The organism is uncultured Escherichia sp., from assembly GCF_948475835.1.
In the GTDB taxonomy this organism is placed as follows: Bacteria; Pseudomonadota; Gammaproteobacteria; order Enterobacterales; family Enterobacteriaceae; genus ECMA0423.
This window is the reverse complement of the sequence record NZ_CAOLGM010000204.1, coordinates 1-4449: the sequence shown is the minus strand read 5'-3', so window position 1 is coordinate 4449 and position 4449 is coordinate 1. Positions and strand designations below refer to the sequence as shown.

Below are 4449 nucleotides of genomic sequence, written 5' to 3'. Positions count from 1 at the left end.
ACTTACGATAATAAAATCATTCTTAATCAAAAAAACGAAGGTAGTCAATTTCGCCACAGACATAACAATACAGCTAACTCTTATATTTTTACTAATAGCTATCGTAATAGCACCTTTAATAGCTCCTTTTGTCACAGGATATGTCAATGCTAATTATCACCCCTGCGGTAATAATACGGGGATTTTCCCAGGAGCAATCTATATTAAAAATGGCATGAAATGTAATAATGAATATATTTCTCGCAAGGAAGATTCAGCAGTTAAATAATTAAATATTCTAAAACAAACAGTTTTTAACTCCGGATTCCATGTCCTTTCTTGCACTGTCTTTGTCAAGAAAAATTTCTTATGCAAAGAATTTTGTATTATTGCCGCCAGAAATTCCTGGCGGCAGATATAATTTATTATTGATAGCGGTTAACCAAATCTTTTACCATCGCTTTATAGGTCTTTTGCTTAAGTTGCATGATTTGCTGCTCTGTCATATCAGTCGTACTGACTTCATTCTTGTCGGGCAATGGTGGAAGCACTTTATATTCATAATTCACCGGCGACCAGGTAGCCCACTCACCTGTTGCCACATCCACCAGCGTGAAACGTACCAGGTAGCGCAGGGAGATAGCGTCGGTGAGTTTTTCATTTTTATAGTCGGACCATACTGTTGATTTCAGCGCAGAGTCATATTTTCCTGTCTGCAATGTATCCTGGTAAACAATAATCGCTTTCTGATGTCCTTTTGCAGCCACAAAACGCAGTGCCTGCATCCAGTTCATATTCTCAGCACTGGCAACATCCTCGTTCTCATTTTTATCTTTGTTTTTGTTACAAGTCAGAGGCTTTTGCCTGTCCGGGATACCAGAGAATGTGGAAACAGTATAATATTTTCGCATCTCCTCCTGCATAATGGTTTCCGGTGCGCGGTTGCCGGATTGAACAAGTATTACAGGAGAATTAAGGGGAACGCGGAACTCATCTCCATCAAGCGCAGCTTGAATATCCTCTTCGGATACGGCCAGAGTGGTTTCATTACCGAATAAATCTTTGTCTGTCAGTTGCTGGGGAGTGTTTTTATTAATATTACTTTGTGTGACTTGAGCTTTTTTCTTCTTTTCATCAATAGAAGATTCAGAGGCACATCCTGCAAGCAGCGAGAATAACACACATATGCAACAAAGCTTTTTTGAATTCATAATTGGACACTCCCTCGCCTGTCATAATCATGGTAATGTTTAGCTAACGATTTTTAATTATATACTCCACTTGAATCAGAACAAACAAAAATAACAGTATATATAAATTCATTAAATCAATAGAAAAATGAAAATCATAACATTCAAATATATTTAAATTGAATGATTCGATAGTATGATTAAATATTAATGATATGGTCTACCATATGTGATTAACACATTTACAGCATAACAAAACCATAGACCGAAGAAATAGCGGGATTTAAATGCAAAAAAACCGCAAAATTAAAAATCTTGCGGTTCTCTGAACTCATTTTCATGAGTGAATTTGGCGGAACGGACGGGACTCGAACCCGCGACCCCCTGCGTGACAGGCAGGTATTCTAACCGACTGAACTACCGCTCCGCGTTGTGTTCCGTTGGGAACGAGGCGAATATTACGGATTGCCTCACCCTTCGTCAACGGTTTTTCTCATCTTTTGAATCGTTTGCTGCAAAAATCGCCCAAGCCGCTATTTTTAGCGCCTTTTACAGGTATTTATGCCCGCCAGAGGCAGCTTCCGCCCTTCTTCTCCACCAGATCAAGACGGGCTTCATGAGCTGCAAGCTCTTCATCTGTCGCAAAAACAACGCGTAACTTACTTGCCTGACGTACAATGCGCTGAATTGTTGCTTCACCTTGTTGCTGCTGTGTCTCTCCTTCCATCGCAAAAGCCATCGACGTTTGACCACCGGTCATCGCCAGATAAACTTCCGCAAGGATCTGTGCATCGAGTAATGCCCCGTGTAGCGTTCGTTTACTGTTATCTATTTCGTAGCGGGCACATAACGCATCGAGGCTGTTGCGCTTACCAGGAAACATTTTCCTCGCCACCGCAAGGCTATCGGTGACCTTACAGAAGGTATTGGTCTTCGGAATATCGCGCTTAAGCAACGAAAACTCGTAGTCCATAAAGCCGATATCGAACGCTGCGTTATGGATCACCAACTCCGCGCCGCGGATATAGTCCATGAACTCATCGGCTACCTCGGCAAACGTGGGCTTATCGAGCAAAAATTCATCGGCAATACCATGTACGCCAAAGGCTTCCGGATCCACCAGCCGATCGGGTTTGAGATAAACATGGAAGTTATTGCCCGTCAGGCGACGGTTCACCACTTCAACGGCACCAATCTCAATGATCTTGTGGCCTTCATAGTGCGCACCAATCTGGTTCATACCGGTGGTTTCGGTATCGAGAACGATCTGGCGTGTAATTGCAGTGCTCATAGCGGTCATTTATGTCAGACTTGTCGTTTTACAGTTCGATTCAATTACAGGAAGTCTACCAGAGATGCTTAAACAGGTAGAAATTTTCACCGATGGTTCGTGTCTGGGTAATCCTGGACCTGGGGGTTACGGCGCTATTTTACGCTATCGCGGACGCGAGAAAACCTTTAGCGCAGGCTACACCCGCACCACCAACAACCGTATGGAGTTGATGGCCGCTATTGTCGCGCTGGAGGCGTTAAAAGAACATTGCGAAGTCATTTTGAGTACCGACAGCCAGTATGTCCGCCAGGGGATCACTCAGTGGATCCATAACTGGAAAAAACGTGGCTGGAAAACAGCAGACAAAAAACCAGTAAAAAATGTCGATCTCTGGCAACGTCTTGATGCTGCATTGGGGCAGCATCAAATCAAATGGGAATGGGTTAAAGGCCATGCCGGACACCCGGAAAACGAACGTTGCGATGAACTGGCTCGTGCCGCAGCGATGAATCCCACACTGGAAGATACGGGCTATCAAGTCGAAGTTTAAGCCTGTGGTTTACGACATTGCCGGGTGGCTCCAACCGCCTGGCGAATTCGTGGCTTGTTTTTACTCTGTTTCATCGGGTTTAGCGTTAAAGGAATAGTCCGTTTCCGGGCAACAATAAGTTGTAAGCAACCAAGCGCAGGAATATGCGCATTCAATAGTTTTCCTCCGTGTTTGTTCCACGGGAGAACGTGGAAACGGCTGGCGTGCAGCACTTCAAAATTCAACAAAGAGAGCCAGTCCAGTTGCCGCATCAGAGTAAACATCCGGCTGTTATAGGGCGAGGTTTTTCGCAATACCGGCACAAGTTTGCGTAATCCCATTAAACTGATGGGATTGAAGCCACTAATCACCAGCCAGCCATCATCAATCAGTACCCGATCGGCTTCACGCAATAAACGATGCGGATCGGTGCACCACGGCAAGGTATGTGCCAGTAGACAAACATCAACGGATTTATCGGCAAAAGGAAGATGAAGTGGATCTGCCTGCACCTGGACGGGCATTCCTTGCGCAGAAACATTCACTTGATGAGAAACCGCGCACGCTTCGCAATTGATTTCTGCGCTTAAATTGCCAATCTTAAGCAGATGAAAACCATACATTTTAGTGAACCACGGGTTGAGCTGGCGCTCCAGCGCCTTGCGATAAAGCTCTCCCCAGGGCAAATCGCCCCAGCAATCAGGAGCCACGACAGTTTGAGGGACTCTTGCCGGTTTCATCACAACCTTCCGTTTCACACTGAGAGGTAATCTATGAATCTTAACAGTATTCCCGCCTTTGATGACAATTACATCTGGGTTTTGAATGATGAAGCAGGTCGCTGCCTGATTGTCGATCCCGGAGACGCAGAGCCGGTATTAAAAGCCATTGCCGCCAATAACTGGCAACCAGAGGCCATATTTCTCACCCACCATCACCACGATCACGTTGGCGGCGTAAAAGAACTGGTGGAAAAGTTTCCGCAAATTGTGGTGTATGGTCCACCAGAGACACAAGATAAGGGAACAACACAGGTAGTCAAAGATGGCGAAACTGCCTTCGTTTTGGGGCATGAATTTAGTGTAATTGCCACGCCGGGTCACACTTTAGGACATATCTGTTACTTCAGTAAACCTTATCTATTTTGCGGCGACACGCTGTTTTCTGGTGGGTGTGGTCGGTTGTTTGAAGGGACAGCATCACAAATGTATCAATCACTTAAAAAGTTAAGTGCGTTACCTGACGATACATTGGTATGTTGTGCTCATGAATATACGTTATCAAATATGAAGTTTGCTTTGAGTATTCTTCCGCACGATTTGTCCATAAATGATTATTATCGTAAAGTTAAGGAGTTACGGGCAAAAAATCAAATAACACTACCCGTAATTCTGAAAAATGAGCGGCAAATTAATGTTTTTTTAAGAACGGAAGATATTGATTTAATTAATGTAATTAATGAAGAAACATTATTGCAA

Annotated in this window: 5 protein-coding genes, 1 tRNA gene and 1 pseudogene; 3 read left to right on the top strand and 4 right to left on the bottom strand. The window is 44.0% G+C overall.

What is annotated here, in order from left to right; genetic code table 11:
• Nucleotides 1-268 (top strand): annotated as a pseudogene (gene ykfM, locus QZF50_RS22725) (protein YkfM); the annotation flags it as partial.
• 136 nt (nt 269-404) lie between these two features.
• On the opposite strand, the gene QZF50_RS22720 reads toward ykfM, so the two are convergent.
• The 3 genes from QZF50_RS22720 to dnaQ form a co-directional block, all read right to left on the bottom strand.
• Nucleotides 405-1190 (bottom strand): hypothetical protein, encoded by a 786-nt coding sequence (locus QZF50_RS22720; protein WP_001758738.1) that lies wholly within the window; start codon nt 1188-1190, stop codon nt 405-407.
• Between the two features lie 329 nt (nt 1191-1519).
• Nucleotides 1520-1596, bottom strand: a tRNA-Asp gene (locus QZF50_RS22715).
• A gap of 132 nt (nt 1597-1728) precedes the next feature.
• Nucleotides 1729-2460: a DNA polymerase III subunit epsilon gene (gene dnaQ / locus QZF50_RS22710; protein WP_001297205.1), complete on the bottom strand. Its 732-nt coding sequence runs from the start codon at nt 2458-2460 to the stop codon at nt 1729-1731.
• A gap of 64 nt (nt 2461-2524) precedes the next feature.
• Here dnaQ and rnhA point away from each other — a divergent pair, with 64 nt between their 5' ends.
• Complete coding sequence (rnhA, locus tag QZF50_RS22705; protein ID WP_000917883.1) at nt 2525-2992, top strand: ribonuclease HI; 468 nt, start codon at nt 2525-2527, stop codon at nt 2990-2992.
• Here rnhA and QZF50_RS22700 read toward each other — a convergent pair.
• Nucleotides 2989-3711, bottom strand: a complete 723-nt coding sequence (locus tag QZF50_RS22700; protein WP_001295200.1) for a class I SAM-dependent methyltransferase — start codon at nt 3709-3711, stop codon at nt 2989-2991. The genes rnhA and QZF50_RS22700 overlap by 4 nt on opposite strands.
• A 33-nt stretch (nt 3712-3744) precedes the next feature.
• Between QZF50_RS22700 and gloB the strand changes: the two genes are divergently transcribed.
• The coding region (gene gloB / locus QZF50_RS22695; protein WP_290389004.1) for a hydroxyacylglutathione hydrolase at nt 3745-4449 on the top strand (705 nt) is incomplete at its 3' end.